Raw genomic sequence first — 19,210 nt, forward strand, 5'->3', positions numbered from 1 at the left:
ATTTTATTTTCCTTCTAAAACAACTACTGAGAAAGGAGGAATCGTAATTTCAAGTTTTCCTTTTTTGTTTTCGAAACCTTTAAAAACTGTCGCAACAATTTTATTTGGGTTTTCGAATGAATTGTAATCTTGTAACTTAGCTGATGTGATAACCGTTCCTGTAAAGTTTTTCACTCCTAAATCTTTTACATCAATTTCGATTTTGTTTTTGTTTTTTGCGTCTACGTTTACAAGTGAAATATGAACTGCTCCATTTTTATCTTTTGATGCTGATGCTGAAACTGCTGGAAGTTTTTCTCCATTAAAAGTATAGGATGGCGATTCGAAACTTACAGGCAGTAATTTAGCATCTTGGTGCACGCTGTACATTTTCATTACATGATACGTTGGTGTTACAATCATTTTAGCTTTGTCGGTAAGAATTACAGCTTGTAAAACATTTACACATTGTGCTAAATTTGCCATACGAACACGGTCTGCATGGTTGTTGAAAATATTCAATGTCGCTCCTGCTAAAACGGCATCACGCATTGTGTTTTGCTGGTATAAAAATCCTGGATTTGTTCCTTTTTCTACTTCGTACCAGCCTCCCCATTCGTCAACAATCATGGCTACTTTTTTCTCTGGATCGTATTTGTCCATAATAGCCGAATGTTTAGTAACCAATTCTTCCATTTTTAAAGCCGACTGCATGGTTTTGAAATAACCTTCTTCTGTAAAATTTCTGTCGTCTCCTTTTTTACCCCAATCAATTACAGCATAGTGGTGAACGCCAACTCCGCCTAACATATTCAACGGAATTCCTTTCATTAAAACTTCTGTCCAATTGTAATCAGAGCTGTTTGATCCTGAAGCAATTCTTGTAATTCCTCCTGTATTTTCCCAGTCTGACATGAAAGTTGCGTATTTACGATATTCGCCCGCATAATATTCTGCAGTCATATTTCCTCCGCATCCCCAAGCTTCATTTCCAATTCCCCAGTATTTTACTTTCCAAGGTTCTTTTCTTCCGTTTTTTGCACGTAAATCACTCATTGGACTTTTACCGCTAAAGTTTGTGTACTGAACCCAATCAGCCAATTCCTGAACTGTTCCGCTTCCTACGTTTCCAGATAAATACGGTTCTGCTCCAAGAAGTTCACACATATTCAAGAAATCGTGTGTTCCAAAACTGTTGTCTTCGGTTACTCCGCCCCACCATTTGTTTACAATAGTTGGTCGTTGTTCTTGTGGTCCAATTCCATCTTTCCAGTGATAGGTATCGGCAAAACAACCACCCGGCCATCTTAAATTTGGAATTTTTAAATCTTTTAAAGCAGCAATGATATCATTTCTTACTCCTTTTGTATTTGGAATTTTTGAAGTGTCTCCCACAAAAAATCCTCCGTAAATGCAACGGCCTAAATGTTCTGCAAAATGACCATAAATGTTTTTATCAATTGTGGGTGCATCAGCAGAATTTTTAATGGTTATTGTGGTCTGCGCGAAATTCAGCTGACTACAAAACGAAATTACAAATGAGATTAAAAGTGCTTTTTTCATAATGGTTTTTTGTTTTTAGAGGAAAGCCCGACAAACTTTCCTCTGAATTTTAGTTTTTAATAAGAAAGTGTTGGCCATCCAGATGACCAAGTAAAATATACAATTTCAAGTTTTGGATTTCCGTTATCCGCGCCGTCATAATAATGAACAGCTCCTTTTTGGGTTCCTGTGATTCTAGACAAATGACCTGGACCTATGTAGTTTCCTTGTGTAGCCAGAACAGTTGTTCCTCCGCCATTTTTTAAAGAAACTCCGTTTTTATCAACGAAAGGTCCAAACGGACTTGTTGAACGTCCAACTACAATATAATACGTACTGTTTACGCCATTGCAGCAAGTGCCTCTGTTTACAAATAAATAGTAATAACTTCCTTCTTTAATTAAACAAGGCGCTTCCCAAGATGCGCTGTTTCCGCCAGCAACAATGGTTCTGCTTCCTGTTGTTTTTCCTGTTGAAGGATTAATTTGGATTACTCCAATACCCGCATGCCATGAGCCATAAGCCATATAAACATTGCTTCCATCCACCAAAATAGAGGGATCGATGGCATTGACATCTGAGGAAGATGAGGAAGAAACGACAACGCCTCTATCTGTCCAAGTTGTTCCTGCGCTTTGCGAAATGGCTGGTGTTGTCACCAATCCAATTGCTGATGTCGCCGAACCAAATGTAGAACAAGAATAGTACATATTCCATCTGTTATTGAACCAGGCAACATCTGGCGCCCAGAACGTTTTTACGAATCCTGGAACATATCCTGTAATCCAGCTTGGAGTTGATGAAAAAACAGATGTTCCCCATGTCCAGCTGGTTAAATTGGTTGAATACGTCATTGGAATATTATCTCCCGTAGTAAAAACATAATAATTAACACCGCTTTTTACAATCGTACTCGGATCGTGCGATGGCACATTTCCGCTGACTGTTTTGGCTGTTAAATTAGTAACCTGTGAATCCTGAGTATTTACAGCTGTTGCTGCTTGCTCTGTTGGGACTATCTCTTCATTTTGACAACTCCCAAATAATATCGCCAATACAACCAAACTTATAATTGTTTTCATTGTTCTAATTTTAGTTACTGTTAAAAAAATTACTTTTCTTGTATTCCAAATCGTAAGGAATAATATCATGTGAAGTGTTTAGTTCTTCACATGATATTAGGTATTTAACTAACTCAAATATTTTTAGTCTCGGTTTTCAGACACAGTATACCGTTACTGCCACTGAAAACTAAGACGGTAAACTTAATAACTCTCATTTTGAACAGTTCCCGGATTATTATCCATTTCTAATTGCGGAATCGGGTAGTATTCTCTTCCTTTTGTATACGAATTGAATTCGGCATCTCTGGCTTTTAACCAAGCTAATTTCGTTGGATTATCCAACCAGCCCCAGCGGCGGATGTCATCAAAACGGTGTCCTTCAAGCGGAAATTCTAAGAATCTTTCGTGACCAATCTGTTCTCTCATTTGATCTTGAGTCATTCCGGGTTTTGTAACTGACAGGTCTGGAAGGTTTACTCGGTTTCTTACCATTTGGATATAAGTGTAAGCTCCCGGAGTATCGCCTGTTTCATTTAAGCATTCGGCATACATTAAAAGAATATCTGCATATCGTAATAAACGTTCGTTGATACCAGAACGCCAGTCGTATTCGTCTGCAAATTGACCGTCAGAGTTTTGGTATTTTCTGCAGAATAAATCATTTAAATCGGCTGGGCTTGAAGCATAAAATGTGGCAAAATCTTTTCCATACAATTGCATACCGCCCGGTTTGTTATAGAAAATAGTAGCTTCTAAACGCGGATCATCTCCTCCCGTTTTTGTTTTTTCTTCTTTAAATTCGTTGAATAATGCCCATGTTGGCTGCACGTCTGTCCATCCAAAAGCACGAGGAGCATAGGTAATTGCTCTTGCAGAAGTTTTTCCCCATCCTGATGCAGGTGCACCTCCCCAGCCTAAATCTACTCCTCCGGCATCTCTGCTGAATTGTACTTCAAAAAGAGATTCTGAATTGTTTTCATTAGCTGTGGTAAAATTGTCTCTATAATTCGCTACCAAAGAGTATACTCCTAAATCTATAACTTGTTTAAAAGTGGTTCTGGCGTTTGTAAAATCTTTAATAAACAAATAGGTTTTTCCTAAATATCCTAATGCAGCGCCTTTTGTTGCACGTCCTTTTTGTCCTCCATCTAATCCAGAAAGACCATCATAAGTGTTTGGCAGTAAATCGGCAGCGGCTTTAAAATCGGCAATAACCTGCGCCCAACCTTCTTCTTGTGTTTTCTGCGGATAATAAACGGCTAATTCTGTTGGAAGAGGCACATTTTTAAACAGATTTACGGCATGAAATAAATACAACCCTCGTAAAAAGTAAGCTTGTCCTAAGATTCTGTTTTTTAAAGCTTCATCTTTAAAATCAATTCCTGGAACGTTTGTCAATACCTGATTAGCTCTGTAAATTCCTTGATAATAGGTTTCGTAAGCCCAGCCATAAATAGAAGCGTCGGCTACATTTGAGTTAAAATGTCCTGCATTGTACATGGAACCCCAAGGACTATTTGTACGAGCATCATCTGCTCTTGCATCGAGTAACAATGGTGTACTTCTCATGTAAGTACCATCTGTTAATAAACTTCCATACACAGCATTTATTCCTTGCAAAGCGTCTTCATCTGACTTCCAGAAAGAATCAACTGCATTATTATTAGGATCAAGCTGTTCTAAGTCTTCATTGTCTACGCAGCTTGTGGTTACCAAAGCAAGCGAAAAGAAAACTGCTATATAATTGAATATTTTATATTTCATTTTAATACGTTTTTAAATGGTTAAACCTGCTTAGAATGTTACTTCTACTCCTAAAGAAATTGTTCTTGGGTTTGGGAAAGATCCTGCATCATATCCTCTCGAAATCAATCCGTCGCTGTTAAAATCTGGATCATATCCTTTGTATTTCGAAATAATCAACAGATTTTGTCCATTTAGGTAAACCTTTGCTTTTTGAATAAATTTATCTTTTATCGGAATGTTATAACCAAGTTCCATGGTTTGTAACTTCACGTAATCACCGCTTTCAATAAATCGGTTAGAATCTCTTGCATTTCCGTTTGGATCTCCAATAACGGGAGCAGGAATATTAGTATTGGTGTTTGTTGGTGTCCAATAATTTAATTCGTCTGTATGATGATTTGTATATTGTCCGATCATCAAATTGCGGTACATTGCATTGAATACTTTGTTGCCGCCAGCTCCCTGCCAAAACATTGAAAAATCAAAGTTGGAATACGAAGCGCTGAAATTTAATCCAAAACCATATTTAGGAATGGTTACTCCTTGGAAAGTTCTATCGGCATCTGTAATTTGTCCATCGCCGTTTACATCTTTAAATTTCACATCACCCGGCGCAGCACCTGTTTGTTTTGGAGAAGAAGCTACCTCAGCTGCATTTTGGAAAATTCCAATGGCTTCCCAAGCAAACATTTCTCCTACAGATCTTCCTACTTCTGTTTTAGAAACTGCTCCATAAATAGGGTTTCCGTTTACACCAATTTTGGTTACTTCATTTTTAAGTGTTCCAAAGTTGGCTGAAATATCATATTTAAATTTACGATGATGATTGCTGTACGACGCTGTAAACTCTACTCCTGAGTTTTTCATAGATCCTGCATTTGTTGTAATACTCGCCGGAAAAGCACCTGTAGAATATGGAAGCGGTACACCTAGTAGTAAATCATCTGATTTTTTAATAAAGTATTCTGCTGTAAATTGTAAATCGTTGTTTAAGAATCCTAATTCAATTCCAACATTTGAGTTTGTTGATTTTTCCCAGTGAACATTTGGATCTAACGAACTAACTACTGTTGTTCCCGGTGCCAGCTGATTATTAAAATCGTATCCTGCAAAACTGTTTACGGTTGTGGCAAAGAAATATTGAGGAATGGTATTGTTACCAATTGTTCCGTAACCTCCACGAAGTTTAATATTGCTCACCCATAATGGTAAGTGTATAAATTTTTCGTTGCTGATTTTCCATCCTCCTGAGAAAGAGTAAAAGTTTGCTGAATTATTAATTTTACTGAAAAGAGAGGTTTTATCTTGTCTAAAATTTGCCTGTACCAAATAGCGGTCATCATAAGAATAGTTTAATCTGCTGATGTATGAAATTCCAGTAATTGTAAATTTATATTCACCCGCATCTCTTGAATCTGCATATTGTACCATTGGAATTTCTCCCGGAGTAAATCCTACACCTCTTGACCAGTGGTTGTAATTCTCTCTTTTTTCCTGAATCCATCCTGCCAAAGCATCAATTTTATGTTTGCCAAGCGTCACTTCATAGGTTAGTAAATTGTTTAGGAATGTTCTTAATTCATTTCCATTTGAAATATCTAAAGATGCTTCATCATTTGTCGTAATATAATACCATCCTAGATCACTTGGCGGAATAAATTTTCGGTTCTGCCAGTCGGTTCTATCGTAACTTACATCTAATTTGTATTTAAGACCTTTTACGATTTCAACTTCTCCCCAAACGTCTCCTATGAAACGGTTTCTTTTTCCGTTATTATCAATCAGGTTGTTGTATCCAATTGGATTCATTGAAATGGCTCTTTGAGTCAAGTTGTCTGTACCGCCATAGCCTCCTAATCTATTCGGATCGTAAACTGGCATCGTTGGTACCGCTCCCAAGATATCGCTGATAACCGTTTGTCCTGCGTTGTATTCGTTGAAGATTTCTTTATCAGATTGTGTGTAGGCTATTTTAGCACCATATTTAAATCTTCCTTTTTTACCATTCAAATTTAAGTTGGTTGAAAGCCTCTCATAGTCCTGCGGCGTTTTGATATAACTTGTGTTTTTAAAGTAATCAACATTAAAGCTGTAGGCTAAATTTTCTGCACCGCCATTAAACGTTAGCGCCTGATTTTGTACCACACCAGTTTGAAAAGCTTCTTTCTGCCAATCTGTATTTACATTCGAAATATAAGACGGACTGTTCGGATCATTTCCTGGAGCAATACTCACTGGAACTCCGGCTCTGATATCACGGTTACGTTCTGCTTCGCTTGTAATTTTTTGATAGCCAACGCGGTCTGTAACATCCCATTTTTTAGCAACATTTTGAAGACCCACGATTGATTTGAATTTGATATCCATTTTTCCGGCCTTCCCTTTTTTGGTGGTAATGATTACAACTCCGTTTGCACCGCGCACTCCATAAATCGCAGCCGAAGAAGCATCTTTTAAAACCTGCATCGATTCTATTTCTCCCGGAGCAAAATCATAAGGAGAGTCAACCATGATTCCGTCAATTACAAAAAGGGGATTGTTATTACTGAAAGAAGTTATCCCTCTAATCTTCACATTTACAAATCCTCCAGGTTCACCAGATGATTGTACAGTAACACCCGGAACCTGTCCTTGAAGCATTTTTGCAGCATCATACGTTACTGTTTTTTTCGCCGATTCTAAGTTTACGACACTTACAGATCCTGTTAAGTCGGCTTTTTTCTGCGAACCGTAACCTATCACGACTACCTCATTCAGTTTGTTGGTATCTTCTCCCAAAGCGACATCTATTTTAGACTGGCTTCCTACGGTTATTTCTTTGTTTTGAAATCCTATAAATGAATACACTAAAACATCATTTGGAGATGCTTTAATCGAATACTCTCCATCAAATCCAGTTGTGGCTACTGTTTTGGTTCCTTTTATCATAATATTCACACCCGGCAGAGGAAGATTATCCTGTGCCGATGTAACAACTCCATTAATCGTTTTGCCTTGAGCCGACATTTGATTAACAGAAAATAACAGCATTAATAATGCTGTAATCCAATGTTTTTTTGACAATAAAAAATTGCCATACAAAATTAATTGCGGGTTTGTAATCATAAGTGGTTAGTTTAAGGTTGGATAGTGGTTTAATAATAAGTGTTAATTTTACATTTGTAAATTTAACTAAAAAAAAAACACGAAAACAAATTAATATCACAAAAAAACATTGCAAAAAAAACACATATCGTAAATTAAGTGTTTAAAACACATTTTAGAATTGATATATTTTTCAAAAAAATCAAGGTTTTTTATGAATTAATTGTGTAAAAAATACACTTTTAATCAAAAACTCCTTTTTTAATCAAAAAATACGATGGAGAAAAAAAATGATAAATTGACTGTTATTTAAGTATTTGAATTTAAAAATTAATTATATTTGAAGGAAAAGGACTGTTTATTTTTGTATCTTTTTACATAAACATTCGATCTTTTTTTAAAAAACTATCCTTGCCTATCCTGTTTTTATCTTAAAATAATCTTAAAAAAGAAAAATGAAAGGTATTTTTGTATAAAAAAGTCATTTTTTTAACCTTATTTTTGAGCAGTCTATTTATGTAAGTGTAAAATCTACATTAATTAATTATGAAACAAATCAGGAAGTTTATATCTTTACCAATAAAATATTAAATATGCTAAACAGTTATAGCTCTGCCGATAAGGTTTTACTAGCGGTAGATTGTATTATTTTTGGATTTGACAATGAAGGTCTAAAAATCCTTTTAATTAAAAGGGATTTCGAGCCAGAAAAGGGAAAATGGTCTTTGATTGGGGGATTCTTAAAAAAAGATGAAGTTCTAGACGATGCTGCAATTAGAATCCTAAATACTTATACAGGGTTAAACGATATTTATATGGAGCAGTTATATGCTTATAGTGAAATCGATCGTGATCCGGTGGAACGAACTATTTCGGTTTCATATTATGCATTGATTAATATTGAAAATCATAATGCCGAATTAATCAAAAATTATCATGCAGAATGGTTTCCAATTAATGATACGCCAAGTTTGATTTTTGACCATAACGAAATGCTTCAGAATGCCATAAAAAGACTTCGTTACAGAACGTCAATAAAACCAATTGGGTTTGAATTGCTTCCGGAAAAATTCACGATGCGCCAGTTATTAGAATTATATGAAGCCATTTTGAGCAAGGAATTAGACAAAAGAAATTTCATCAGTAAAATAAATTCTCTGGAGATTCTTAACAAACTGGATGAAAAAGACATGCAGTCGTCTCGAAAAGGCTCTTACCTATATACCTTTAATAAGGAAAAATATGAAGAGAAATTACTCAATGATTTTGTACTAAATCTATAAAAAACAAAACCCTGAAATCCACAACTTTCAGGGTTTTTTCTTCAATAAAACTACTATTAAAAAAAATAAACAAAATTTATTATCTTTTAACCTTTTGCTTAAACGATCATTATGAACATTAATCGTCAAAACATTTAAATAATTAATAAGTGTAAAAATTACATTTGCAAATGTAAGCAAAATAATTGGTCTAAAACAAGAATTTGTATTCTTATTTTTTTAATTAATTATTCATCATTTTTTCAAACAAAAAGCAGAATGTTTGTGATGTAAATAATACCTCGCGAAAAAGTCTTTCTATAATGAATTCCTTATGATAAGGGCCGACTTGTTTTCGATTTGTTCCTTCTTTCCTTTAAGCACCATTTCGGCCAGAATTTTTCCCATCGCTTCAAAATGGGTCGAAATAGTAGCAATACCGCTGGCAACAATTTTCTTTAAAGGAGTTTCATTATACGATATAATGCCAAAGTCGGTTCCTAGTTTTAGGTTTTGGTCTCTCGCCTTTTCAATTACTTTTACCAAATCACGGTCATTTGGAATTACATACAGATCTCCTGTCGTGATTTCTCTGTTTGTAAATTCGGTAATAATCTCCGATTTAAAATGATATTCGGAACAAAAATCTTCAAAACCCTTTTTCATTCCAAGCGGTTCTCTAAAACCCGGAAAGATCAAAATAAGTTTTTTATAGTGTTTTAATTTTTCTTTTCCTTTCAACAATCCTTCAAAAATATCTTTTTGGTGATTCTGATAAATGGCCGGATACATTTTTAAATCCGGATTAGTCTGATCTAGTATGATGACATCGGCTACTGGTAGGGTTTTTATCGACGCAACAATATTTTTCAAATTCGTGGGCATCAAAATATATTTCGTGTAATTACCGTTGCTGTCATTTATGAGTTTTTGAAAAACTTCGCTGTTAAAATGATGGAAGAAAATATCGACTTGAACATTTTTTCCAATATTGTTTAAAAACGAATTATAAATGTCTTCTTTAAAACTGTTGAGTTCATCAAAAAGCAAAAAAATCTTTTGTTTTATAGTGATTTCAACGCTTTTAACGTAATATCCTTTTCCAGGAATGGCGTAAATGATGCCTCGTTTTTTCAGTTCTTCATAAGCCAATAAAACCGTATCTCGCGATAGTGAAAATGCCAGACACACCTTGTTTACCGATGGTAATTTGTCGCCTTTTATAAGTTTTTCTTCTTCAATCGCTTTTTCAATTGAAAGAATTATCTGCTTATATTTTGGCAGACCAATATTGTTTTGAATTGAAATGATATTCATAAAAAGAAAAATTTTGGGTCAAATATACAAAACTGGTAGGTACTGGTATGTAAAAATGAAAGATGTTTTTACTTTTGGATTTCACTATTGGCAAAAATTACATGGAAATAAAACATAAATCACATTTTCAGCACACATCTAATCCGAAATCTTTTGGATTCATGTCAGATGGAAAGGAAATTTTCGTTTTTGAATTAACAAACAAAAACAAAATGAAGGTCGAAATCACCAATTATGGTGCAACGGTAACTTCTATAAAAGTTCCTGTTCAAGAAAATCTAGTTGATGTTGTATTGGGTTTTGATTCGCTGCAATTGTATTTAGAGTCTTATAGTTTACCAAGTGCTCCTTATTTTGGAACTACGGTTGGCCGTTATGCAGGAAGAATCCAGAACGGTACTTTTACATTAAATGATAAAACATACCAATTAGCCAAAAATAATAATGGTAATTCGCTTCATGGCGGTAGTAATGGTTTTGGACGAAAAGAATGGACAGTTACTAATCAGACTTCTGGAGAAAATCCTTCTATCACATTCACCTTAATAAGTGCAGATGGTGACGAAAATTATCCAGGTGAACTTCAGATTGATCTTACGTATATCTTAACTGAAGAAAATGAACTAAAACTTGAGTACAAAGCGGTTTCAACTGAAGATACGATTATTAATTTAACACATCACAGTTATTTTAATCTGGACGGTCATGAAGGCAATGTTCTGGATCAAAAGGTATTTGTTGATTCAGAAAAAATATTAGAAACAGATCCAAAGAATATTCCAACCGGAAAATTTATAGATCTACACCATCATAAATTTGATTTCAGAACACCTCAAAATTGTCCTGAATCTATTGATAATTCGTTTGCCATTGCCAAAACCGAAAAAGCGGTTGCGACTTTATTCAGTCCCAAAAACAATCTGAAAATGAATGTTTATACAGATCAGCCAAGTGTACATATATATGTAGGCGGAAATTGTTTTGATGTTTTAAAAGGAAAAAACGATACGGTTTACCACAAAACAAGCGGTATTTGTTTTGAAACACAAAATTTTCCAGATGCGCCTAATCAGGAACATTTCCCAAATGTTGTTTTAAAAAAAGGCGAAATCTACTCTCAAAACACAATTTATAAATTCGAAAATATAAGCTAACTGCTAACCACCAATTACAAAAAAATGAATGAGATTTTAATACAAAACACTACTGCTTTTTTCGAGAAGTCTTTCGGATCTGCTCCTGAAAAAGTGGTTCTTTCTCCAGGAAGGATTAATATTATTGGAGAACATATCGATTACAACGACGGTTATGTTCTACCTGCGGCTATTGATAAAGTAATTTGTTTTGCTTTCGAAAAAAATAATACCAACACCTCAAAAATCATTGCGATTGATTTAAATGAAGAATTTGAAATCGATTTGACTCAAAAAGTGGAATTGAGCGATGTGGTTTGGACAAATTACATCCGCGGTGTTATTAAACAGCTGCAAGACAACGGATTTTCGTTCAGAGGTTTTAACTGTGTTTTCAGCAGTAATATTCCAGTTGGTTCAGGATTGTCTTCTTCAGCTGCTTTAGAATGCGGTACTATTTTCGGAATTAAATCTCTTTTTGATTTGGATATTAAGAAAGTTGACATAGCATTATTAGGACAAAAAGCAGAACACTGGGTTGGTATCAACTGTGGTATCATGGATCAGTTTTCGAGCGTTCACGGTCTTGACAATAAAGTGATAAAACTGGATTGCAATACTTTGGATTTTGAATATCACAACGCAGATTTCAAAGATTATTCGCTGATTTTGTTTGATAGCAATGTAAAACATTCGCTTTTTACATCGGAATACAACACACGCAGAATCGAATGTGAACAAGGTTTAGCGATTATTAAAAGCCATTTCCCAGAAGTTAAAAGTTTTAGAGATGCTACGGAAGAACAGGTTTTAAGTCTTAAGGATAAAATGACTGAAAAAGTTTTCAGCCGTGTTCATTTTGTCGTGAAAGAAATCAATCGTGTGATAAAAGCCTGTGAAGCTTTGGACCAAGGAAATATAGAATTATTAGGACAATTGCTTTTTGACACCCATTATGGTTTATCTCAGGAATACGAAGTAAGCTGCGAAGAGCTTGATATGCTGGTAGATACGGCTAAAGCAGATGATGCTATTATTGGTTCTCGTTTGATGGGAGGCGGTTTTGGAGGCTGTACCATTAATTTAATTAAAAAAGGTCACGAAAATGAGGTAAAAAGTAAGTTTTCAAATCTTTATTTAGATACATTTGGAATTGAATTAAAATTCTATGATGTAAAAATCTCAAACGGAACAACATTACTTTAAAACCAAAGCAACACAATGAAAAATTTTGACATTAACGAAGATCCGCACAGACGCTTCAATCCTTTAATTAATGAATGGGTTTTAGTTTCACCTCATCGTGCAAAACGTCCTTGGCAGGGACAGAACGAAACTATTTCGACTGAATCTCTTCCAAAATATGACCCGACTTGTTATTTATGTCCGGGAAATGTTCGTGCAAACGGCGTAAGCAATCCTGATTACAAAAACAGTTTTGTTTTTGACAATGATTTTGCCGCCATGAAACAGGACGAAATTATTTTTGAAGAAGATATTAAACATACATTTTTTAAAGCAAAACCAGAACAGGGAATCTCTAGAGTGGTTTGTTTTTCTCCAAGACACGATCTTACACTTCCGGAAATGGAGGTTGCCGATATCGAAAACATTGTTAAAACCTGGCAGAAAGAATACACTGATCTTGGAAATATCAAATACATCAACCACGTTCAGATTTTTGAAAATAAAGGAAGTGTAATGGGCTGCAGCAACCCGCATCCACACGGGCAGATCTGGGCACAATCTTCATTGCCAACTCAGGTTGAAAAAACACACAACAGCTTAAAAGCCTATTACGATAAAAACCAAAAAACATTATTGGAAGATTACGTTCAGGCCGAATTAAAAGCAGGAAGCCGTATTGTAATCGAAAACGATCATTTTGTAGCACTAGTTCCATTCTGGGCAATCTGGCCTTATGAAACTATGATTGTGAGCAAAAGAGCAATCAGTAAAATAACAAGTTTTAATGCTGAAGAAGTGAAGGCTTTCGCCAAAATCTTAAAACAGTTAACGATTAAATACGATAACTTATTTAGTACTTCGTTTCCTTATTCTTCAGGAATTCATCAAGCTCCTACAGATGGTTTTGATCATCCTGAATGGCATTTCCACATGCATTTTTACCCACCATTGTTACGTTCGGCTACTGTAAAAAAATTCATGGTAGGATATGAAATGATGGGAGAATCACAAAGAGACATCACACCAGAAAAAAGTGCTGAGATTTTAAGACAACAATCAGAAGTACACTATAAAAGTGCCGTGAAAATCGACTAATTATAGAATAATAACAGGGCCGATTTAAAAATTTAACAGAATTACTCTTCTATAAATGTAAAAAACACATTTAAAATGATAGTTTTTTCAGTTTTTATTTTAAATTTGGCTTCTGTTCGTGTTTTCATAAAAAAATAACAGAATAAAAACACATATTTCATTTTTAACCAGATATAACCACATTAAAACCATTTTCAAAAATAAACAAACAATCACCTTATACTAATTATCTAAAATACTATTAACAATGAACCAGAACCTCTCTTTCGCAGACTATGCGGTTTTTATTATCTATTTTATAGTAGTCTCTGTGTACGGTTACACTGTTTACCGCAAGCGTAAACAAGATGAACACGACGCAAAGGCTTATTTTTTGGCCGAAGGTAACTTAACTTGGTGGGCTATTGGAGCTTCATTAATCGCCTCTAACATCTCTGCAGAGCAATTCATCGGAATGAGTGGTGAAGGTTTCTTTTTAGGAATCGCTGTTGCTGCCTATGAGTGGCTTGCCGCTGTTGCACTTATTATTGTTGCAGTTTGGTTTATACCTGTATATCTTAAAAATAAGATTTACACGATGCCTCAATTCTTAAAAACCCGTTACAATGAATCAACAGCACTTATTATGGCTGTTTTCTGGTTGTTTTTATATGTTTTTGTAAACTTGACTTCTATTTTATATTTAGGAGCTGTTGCCATTAACGGTCTTGCCGGAGGAGAATATCTTCATGTTATTATGGTTGGTTTAGCAGTTTTTGCTTTGCTAATTTCATTAGGAGGAATGAAAGTGGTTGCTTATACAGACGTTATTCAAGTTGCCGTTTTAATTATCGGAGGTTTGGTAACTTCTTATATCGCCTTAACAACAGTTGGCCAATCATTTGGTGTTGGTCAAAATGCGATCGAAGGCTTCAAAGTCTTGATGAGAGAAGCGCCAGATCATTTCAAAATGATTATTCCAAAACCAACTCCAACATCTTCTCAATTAGAGATCGACAAATATTTGACTTTCCCTGGTTTACTATCTTACGCAGCAGGTATCTGGATCATCAACCTAAACTACTGGGGATGTAACCAATACATTACCCAAAGAGCACTTGGTGCAGATTTACAAACAGCACGTACAGGTATCTTGTTTGCTGGTATGTTGAAATTATTAATGCCGCTTATTGTAATGTTACCAGGCATTGCTGCTTATGTTTTATATACAAACGGACATTTACCTCAATTAGAAGGAGGCGTAAAAGATGAGGCTTACTCTGCTGTATTAACATTCCTGCCAACAGGATTAAAAGGTCTTTCTGTTGCTGCATTAACAGCTGCGATTGTAGCTTCATTAGCTGGAAAAGTAAATAGTATTTCAACTATCTATACATTAGACGTACATAAAAAATACATCCAAAAAGACGCTGGTGAAAAACAACAAGTAAATATTGGACGTTTTGCCGTATTCGCAGCCATGCTTTTAGCCGTATTATTTACATGGAATGACATTTTAGGTATTGGTGGTGTTGGTGGTTTCACTTACATCCAAAAATATACTGGATTCATCAGCCCTGGGGTTTTTGCTATGTTCTTCCTTGGTATGTTCTGGAAAAGAACTACTGGTTCAGCTGCAATTGTAGGTGTAATTTTAGGATTCGTGTTATCTGTTTTATTCAACGAATATGCTCCGGCATTATTTGGAAACGACACACTTTTATATACAGCATATCCTAACGGAAAAGGTGGATTCGAAATTCCGTTCCACATTTGTATGGGATTATCATTCTTCTTCACTATGTTAGTAATGATTTTAATGAGTTTTGCTGGTCCAAAAGTGAACCCAAAAGCGTTCGAAACAGAACCTGGAATGTTCAAAGTAAAACCACAAACTACCGTTTTAATTGTAATTACATTACTTATTATAGTGGCACTTTATGTTAAATTCTGGTAATGTCTTAATAACAATATCTTTAAGAAAAAAGGATCTCAGAAATGGGGTCCTTTTTTAATATTATAGTTCAAGAGTGTTATAGAGTCTTTAAAAAAAGATAGCCTCAAAAAAACATCTAATTTCTTAGTCAATTTTATTTTTTTCAATATTTTACAGACTATCTTATTTTGCAGATATTGAATTATTCTACGGATATTAATTCCCCGCAAACAACAGCTGTGATAAAGGATAACCACACTTTTTCAGCAGTACATTTTCTGTATCTTAATCCTTTTATTTTTTTGAAATATTATGAATATACTTTCGTGATGTTTTAAATTAAATAATTTTTTTCTTACAATATTGAAGTGATTGAAAAAAAATCTGCAAAATGAGTAAAGACGTAAAAATTTAAATACGAAATCCTTTAGATTTGCCAGCAAATTCACATCACCAAATGAAAAAAAACTATTTACTTTTTATTCTTATCATTTTGGCACCTGTTTTTATTCAAGCGCAGGAAGCTAACACTAATTTCTTACCGAATATAACGCCTCCATCCCCTTCGGCGTTTCAATTTGTAAAATATGGAAACACTCCTATAGGAATGTCAACGGGATCGCCCAATATACAGATTCCTCTTTTTACCTATAAAACAACCAATATCAATGTTCCGTTTAGTTTAAATTATTCCAGCACCGGAATTAAAGTAGATGAAGTTAACGGAAGAACCGGGCTGGGTTGGAACCTTATTGGAGGCGGAATGATTACCCGCATCGTAAGAAATCTTGAAGATGATTTTATAGACGATTTCCCTATGAAACATTTTGATATTTCGGCAATAAATAAATCTAATGCACTAGTCAATATTTATTTTAATTTATACGGTGAAAACTTTGGAAAAGACAGTGAAAGAGATCTATTTGTATTCAATTTTTCTGGCCATTCTGGAAAATTTTACATTGATGCCAACAATGGGATTGTTTTTCTGGAAAAAACAGATTTAAGAATAGATGTAATCAATACTGTTGGACAGGATATCTTTACTTTTTCGGCTACTACTCCAGATGGCACTTCTTATTTTTTCAACGAAGTGGAATATACTTCATTAAGAACTCAAGGCGGAAGTCATGCTCCACCTACAGTAAAAGCAACCGGATGGTATTTAACTAAAATTGTCCACCCGAAAGGAGATGAAGTATATTTTAATTATGATGATTTAAGCAAAACTTATATACAATCAGAAAGCCAGCAGGCATCTAGATCGTTTCCGTATAATCAAACCTGTGCCCCTGGACAGGGTTATTCAAAACCTATTACAATAAGCGGAATTTATTCGCACCAAACCAGAATAATTGGAAAAATTTTAAAATCTATTACCAGCAACAATCTTGCAAATGGTTCTGTTACTTTTACAACTGAAGATATAATAAATGATCTTTCGGGAGAACCGGATGATGTTGTTAAAACCATTACTGTACAAGATAAAACCTCTAATACAATAGAAAAAATTGACTTTAACTATTTGGTAACTCCAAACAGAAGAATATTCTTAAGCGGGTTCCATTTTCTTGAAGACAAAAACAGTTATGCTTTCGGTTATGTAACTCCAGAAAACTTTCCTCAGCGTTTATCAAAAAGCCAGGATCACTGGGGATTTTTTAATGCAGCAAACAATAGTTCGCTTGTCCCTAAAACAGTAGGATATGGTTTTGAAAATTATAACTATACTTATGCAAACAAAGAAATTAATCAAAGTGCATCACAAATTGGCCTATTAAAAAAAATTACGTATCCAACAAAAGGATATACTGAATTCGAATATGAATCAAACACTTATTATGGCACACAAACTGTACTTCCTCCATTACTTCGTAAAACACTTGTTTTGGATAATAATGATGAAGAAAGAAGAAAGGAAATTACTACTACTGTTACTGGTCAATTTGCGTACACAGCAAAAATTACTGGCTGGACAGGTTTTGACAATTGTGATTCTTCTTTTGATACAGGAGGGAACCACCATAAAGGGCATGTAACTGTATTTTGTGTAGAAGATAATGCCTATGTTGAAATTTTTGAATATAGTGCTTATGGAACAAACTTAGGAGGAACAACAGATTTAATGCTGACTTCTGATGCAGGCAGACCTTACTATTTTACGGTTCAAAAAAACAAAAACTATATTGTTAAGTTATATAATTATTATAACTGCATACACAGTTTCATAGCAGTTGAATGTTATGATGGAAATTCCCAGATAATCAATACTAATATCCCGACAGGAGGATCAAGAGTTAAATTTACTAAAGATTATCCTAATGCATCTGCTTCTCCGGTAGTTAAAAATTACGCTTATTCTAAGTTTGACCAGCCATCAATTTCATCAGGAATCCAGTTTCAGACTCCTGACTATATCAATTTCAGCAACCACCCAGATAATTCAGATGCCAACGACTCAAGCTGTACCGTTTTTGACGTTGTAGTAAATTCAAGCAGTATAAATTCATTATACGAAATGGGTTCTAATGTTTATTACAGATATGTAACTGTTAGCGAAGGCACCAATTTTGAAAATGGTTATGAAGAAAATGAATTTACTATAAACCCTGATTACAGAGAACAAATTTACTTAGGAGAGAGAGAATTCAAAAATGTTCCATGGTCTAATATCGGTTGGGACAATGGTAATTTAGTTAATACGAAGACCTTCGAAAAACAAGGAACCGCCTATGTTTTAAGAAAAGAAGTAATCAATAATTATCAAAAAGACACCAATAATCCAACCATAACTAATTATGCTATTTTAAACACAGCTCCAGGTATTTTTGCGACTAATACTCAGGCGCAGTGCGGATGTACAACAAGCAATATCACAGAGTATTACACTGTAAAATACTGTTCTGTTCTACACATTCATCAAAAAGATGCTAATGGCATTTGTATTGCTCCAGGTGCCAATAATTTGACTACTAATATTTACCATCCCTGCTATGGCAAAACTAACGGACAGATTTTAGCTATTGCTTCAATCGCACATCTTAATATAATGCCGTATAAATACATTTCTTATTTTTCTTATTTAGCCGATACTACTACTAAAGAATACGATAAAAATGGCTTAAATCCCTATACTAACAAAGTAAGCTACAATTACAGCAGCCCCAACCATAAACAGATGACCTCACAGGTAAGCACAAGTTCTAATGCAGAAACTATAGAGAAAAAGTTTTTCTATGCCAAAGATCCTGAAATGTCTGCAAAACCATTTGTAAGCCAGCTTATAACAGCCAATATGGTGGGCACTCCTCTGGACACACAGAGTTTTAAAGCCGGAACAAAACTATCCGAACAGCTTACTATTTATGACCGAAGCACTTCGACAGGTAATTTGCTGCTGCCTAAAACGGTTTATGCCGCTAAATTCCCGAATGCACTGCCCAATATAGCCGCATCTTCAATCGGACAGCTAGAGAAAAAAATCACTTTCGACCAGTATGATGCTGCCGGGAATATTATCCAGTACACCCTTGAAAACGGCACCCCCGTTTCAGTGATCTGGGGCTACGGACAGACACAGCCTATTGCCAAAATTGAAAACGCTCTTTACAGTGCGGTTTCGTCTTACTCAGCCAATCTGCAGACCAAATCTGACAGCGGTACAGAGGCTGCTCTCATCACCGATTTAAATGCCCTGAGAGCCGCATTTCCTAATGCCATGGTGACCACTTACACCTACAAACCGCTTGTTGGCATAAGCACCGTGACAGATCCTAAAGGAGAGAAAACTACTTATACCTATGACAGTTTTAACAGACTTGAAACCGTAAAAGACAAAGACGGAAACCTGCTTACAGAAAACCAGTACAATTACAAGCCGTAAAA

Annotated in this window: 11 protein-coding genes; 6 read left to right on the forward strand and 5 right to left on the reverse strand. The window is 35.0% G+C overall.

Annotation, left to right across the window (positions count from 1 at the left end; all coding sequences use genetic code 11):
• Window positions 1–3: 3 nt before the first annotated feature.
• The 4 genes from J0383_RS10585 to J0383_RS10600 form a co-directional block, all read right to left on the reverse strand.
• Window positions 4–1,542: an alpha-N-arabinofuranosidase gene (locus J0383_RS10585; protein ID WP_207298346.1), complete on the reverse strand. Its 1,539-nt coding sequence runs from the start codon at window positions 1,540–1,542 to the stop codon at window positions 4–6.
• Between the two features lie 56 nt (window positions 1,543–1,598).
• Window positions 1,599–2,603, reverse strand: coding sequence for an arabinan endo-1,5-alpha-L-arabinosidase (locus tag J0383_RS10590; RefSeq protein ID WP_207298347.1), 1,005 nt, complete (start codon window positions 2,601–2,603; stop codon window positions 1,599–1,601).
• A 183-nt stretch (window positions 2,604–2,786) separates the two neighbouring features.
• Window positions 2,787–4,349 carry a RagB/SusD family nutrient uptake outer membrane protein gene (locus tag J0383_RS10595; protein WP_207298348.1) on the reverse strand — a complete coding sequence of 521 codons (1,563 nt, stop codon included), beginning with the start codon at window positions 4,347–4,349 and terminating at the stop codon, window positions 2,787–2,789.
• Window positions 4,350–4,379: 30 nt separating this feature from the next.
• Window positions 4,380–7,436 (reverse strand): SusC/RagA family TonB-linked outer membrane protein, encoded by a 3,057-nt coding sequence (locus tag J0383_RS10600; protein ID WP_207298349.1) that lies wholly within the window; start codon window positions 7,434–7,436, stop codon window positions 4,380–4,382.
• A 572-nt stretch (window positions 7,437–8,008) separates the two neighbouring features.
• Between J0383_RS10600 and J0383_RS10605 the strand changes: the two genes are divergently transcribed.
• The gene (locus J0383_RS10605; RefSeq protein WP_207298350.1) at window positions 8,009–8,698 is read left to right on the forward strand and encodes an NUDIX hydrolase; all 690 of its coding nucleotides are present in this window, start codon (window positions 8,009–8,011) and stop codon (window positions 8,696–8,698) included.
• 297 nt (window positions 8,699–8,995) lie between these two features.
• Here the strand turns inward: J0383_RS10605 and J0383_RS10610 are convergent, their stop codons facing one another.
• Window positions 8,996–9,994, reverse strand: coding sequence for a GntR family transcriptional regulator (locus tag J0383_RS10610; protein ID WP_207298351.1), 999 nt, complete (start codon window positions 9,992–9,994; stop codon window positions 8,996–8,998).
• A 101-nt stretch (window positions 9,995–10,095) separates the two neighbouring features.
• Between J0383_RS10610 and J0383_RS10615 the strand changes: the two genes are divergently transcribed.
• The 5 genes from J0383_RS10615 to J0383_RS10635 all read left to right on the forward strand — a co-directional run bounded on the left by J0383_RS10615 (window position 10,096) and on the right by J0383_RS10635 (window position 19,208).
• A complete protein-coding gene (locus J0383_RS10615) occupies window positions 10,096–11,148 on the forward strand; it encodes an aldose epimerase family protein (RefSeq protein ID WP_207298352.1) in 1,053 nt (350 codons plus the stop codon).
• 24 nt (window positions 11,149–11,172) lie between these two features.
• Complete coding sequence (gene galK, locus J0383_RS10620) at window positions 11,173–12,333, forward strand: galactokinase (protein ID WP_207298353.1); 1,161 nt, start codon at window positions 11,173–11,175, stop codon at window positions 12,331–12,333.
• A gap of 15 nt (window positions 12,334–12,348) precedes the next feature.
• Window positions 12,349–13,410, forward strand: coding sequence for a UDP-glucose--hexose-1-phosphate uridylyltransferase (locus J0383_RS10625; protein ID WP_207298354.1), 1,062 nt, complete (start codon window positions 12,349–12,351; stop codon window positions 13,408–13,410).
• A gap of 247 nt (window positions 13,411–13,657) precedes the next feature.
• Window positions 13,658–15,346, forward strand: a complete 1,689-nt coding sequence (locus tag J0383_RS10630) for a sodium/sugar symporter (protein ID WP_207298355.1) — start codon at window positions 13,658–13,660, stop codon at window positions 15,344–15,346.
• Window positions 15,347–15,782: 436 nt separating this feature from the next.
• The gene (locus J0383_RS10635; RefSeq protein WP_207298356.1) at window positions 15,783–19,208 is read left to right on the forward strand and encodes an RHS repeat domain-containing protein; all 3,426 of its coding nucleotides are present in this window, start codon (window positions 15,783–15,785) and stop codon (window positions 19,206–19,208) included.
• Window positions 19,209–19,210: the final 2 nt, after the last annotated feature.

Source organism: Flavobacterium endoglycinae, assembly GCF_017352115.1.
GTDB classification, from domain to species: domain Bacteria; phylum Bacteroidota; class Bacteroidia; order Flavobacteriales; family Flavobacteriaceae; genus Flavobacterium; species Flavobacterium endoglycinae.